Origin of the sequence: Bradyrhizobium algeriense, assembly GCF_003062295.1 — a bacterium.
Lineage (GTDB): Bacteria > Pseudomonadota > Alphaproteobacteria > Rhizobiales > Xanthobacteraceae > Bradyrhizobium > Bradyrhizobium algeriense.
In genome coordinates this window covers 1-2,424 of sequence record NZ_PYCN01000113.1, presented here as the reverse complement: position 1 = coordinate 2,424, position 2,424 = coordinate 1, and the positions used below count along the sequence as shown (strand labels likewise).

General features: G+C 63.1%; 3 protein-coding genes. All 3 read left to right on the top strand.

The genetic code is table 11. The features are described from left to right. Nucleotides 1-342, top strand: a 342-nt coding sequence (locus C7G61_RS45740; protein ID WP_210205931.1) for a hypothetical protein, incomplete at its 5' end; no start/stop codon positions are given. Further along, nucleotides 332-1,132 (top strand): recombinase family protein, encoded by an 801-nt coding sequence (locus C7G61_RS46860; protein ID WP_244608782.1) that lies wholly within the window; start codon nucleotides 332-334, stop codon nucleotides 1,130-1,132. The genes C7G61_RS45740 and C7G61_RS46860, both read left to right, overlap by 11 nt. A gap of 2 nt (nucleotides 1,133-1,134) precedes the next feature. Beyond that, entirely contained in the window at nucleotides 1,135-2,145 is a 1,011-nt protein-coding gene (locus tag C7G61_RS46855) for a recombinase zinc ribbon domain-containing protein (protein WP_244608781.1), read from the top strand. Nucleotides 2,146-2,424 lie beyond the last annotated feature (279 nt).

Genomic DNA, 2,424 nt, shown 5'->3' with positions numbered 1-2,424 from the left:
CTTTCTGCGCTTCTCGATCCGGCGTTGATGGATCGAACGCCATCAGCTGCCCTGCTTTCTAGCGCATCCAGAGCCTCTCACGACCAGAATCGGGGAGAGACCCATGTCACGCGAGAGGGAATGCCAGGGAGCGGATACCGACACAATCGACAACCACGGCCGCAGCAGCAGATGGATCTGTTCGGGAGCGGCCTGTCGAACGGCGCCCTCGGCGCACCAGCATGGCTGGAGCTGCCGGCGGAAGCCCGGGCGGCCCTCACAAGCCTGATGACGCAGTTGATCGTCGACCATGCTGCGATGACAGCGACGCTGCCCGCGAAGGGGGTCGATCATGATCTCTGACAAGGTCAGGCCTCATCATCTGGCGCGCAAGGCGATTCTTTACGTACGTCAATCCTCGGCACATCAGGTGTTGCACAATCGCGAGAGCAGCGCGTTGCAATACGCCATGCGGGACCGGCTGACGGCGCTCGGGTGGTCAGAGATCGAAGTGATCGATGATGATCTCGGTCGTTCAGCCGCCGGCGGCGTGCAACGCGCCGGTTTCGAGCGAATGGTAGCGGAGGTTTGCCTCGGTAAGGTTGGTGCGGTTTGCGCCCGCGAGGTCTCGCGCTTCGCCCGCAACAGCCGGGATTGGCAGCAACTCATCGAGATGTGCCGCGTGGTTGATACCGTTCTGGTCGATCAGGAGACCATCTATGCGCCGAGGCACGGCAACGACCGCCTGCTGCTCGGGCTCAAGGGCAGCCTCAACGAGTACGAACTGGAGTTGTTGCGCCAACGCTCGCTCTCGGCCCGGTACGAGAAGGCGCGCCGGGGCAAGTTGGTTGTGGCGGCGCCCGTCGGCTTCGTGAAGGCCGGCGACCGTTATGAGAAAGATCCGGATCGGCGTGTCCAGGAAGCGATCAAGCTGGTGTTCGACAAGGTCGAGGAACTGGGCAGCGCGCGACAGGCGCTCTGCTGGCTCCACGATTACAATCTCGATCTACCAGTGAAGCAGTCCAACGGCGACACAGCCTGGCGGCGACCGAGTTACTCCGCCATCCACCGGATCATTGAGAACCCGGTCTACGCGGCGCCTATGCCTATGGTAAGACGGCTGTGGCGGCGGGATACAGCGCCGGGAGTGTGAGCGTGAAGATCCGCCGCAAGTCCCGGAACGAATGGCTGGCGCTGAAGCCCAACACCCACGACGGGTATGTGAGCTGGGAGAGGTTCGAGGCGATCCGCACCATGGTCAGCAGCAACGTTCCCACCGGTCGGCATCACGGCGCACCCAAGCATGGTGACGCGCTGCTGGCCGGTCTGATCCGGTGCAAGCGCTGCGGCCGCAAGCTCACACTCCGGTACTCCGGCATGCAGCACCATATCCCGCGCTACAGCTGCAGCCGCGCCTGGATGGACAATGGCGGCCCTCACTGCATCGCCTTCGGCGGATTGCGCGTCGATGATGCAATCGAGGAAGCACTGCTTGGCGTCGTCGGTCCGGGCGCTATCGCCGCTGCAACCGCTGCCGCCAAGGAAGCCGGGGAACGACGGGATCAAATGCGCGATGCTCTCAGTCGCGATCTGGAAGCGGCGCGCTATGCCGCCGACCGGGCCTTCCGGCAATACGATGCCGCTGACCCCGCGAACCGGCTGGTGGCGAGTGAGCTGGAAGCGCGCTGGAACAGGGCGCTCGCTCACGCGACGGAGGTCGAGGGCAAGATCGCCATGCATGATGCGGCCACGCCCGCACCCTTTGCTGATCCAGCTTCGCTCGGCGTACTGGCCTCGAACCTCAAAACGGTCTGGGATGCGCCGACGACGGATGCTCGCCTCAAGAAGCGCATTGTACGCACCCTCGTCCATGAGGTCGTGGCCGATATCGACGACGCGGCCTCCGAGATCGTTCTCATCGTCCATTGGGTGGGTGGCGCCCACAGCGAGTTGCGCTTGCCGAAGCGCCGGCGCGGACAGCGCAACAGCACTTCCGTCGATATTATCCAAGCCGTGCGTCAACTGGTGCTGATCGCCAGCGACAATCTGATTGCCGGCCTCCTCAACCGCAACGGCCTCAAGACGGGCAACGGCAATCGCTGGACCCGCGAGCGCGTCACATCAATGCGCTCGAACTACCACATCCCGATTCAAGCCCGCCGATGACGGGATCGAACCCTGGCTCAACCTTGGCAACGCGGCAAAGCTCCTGAAGATTGCGCCCAAGACGCTCCGGCTGGCCGCTGAAAGCGAGATCGAAGCCATCCATCCGCTATCGGACGGCCCGTGGATCTTCGCCCGCGCCTCGCTGATAACAAGTGCCGCTCAATCTATCGCCGAACGAGCGCGACAGAACCCAAGATACCCCACGGGATCGCATCCCGATCAGCAAACTCTCTTCTCTTCAACAACATAGACAGATGGGTGTTCTGATGCGCGGTTGTA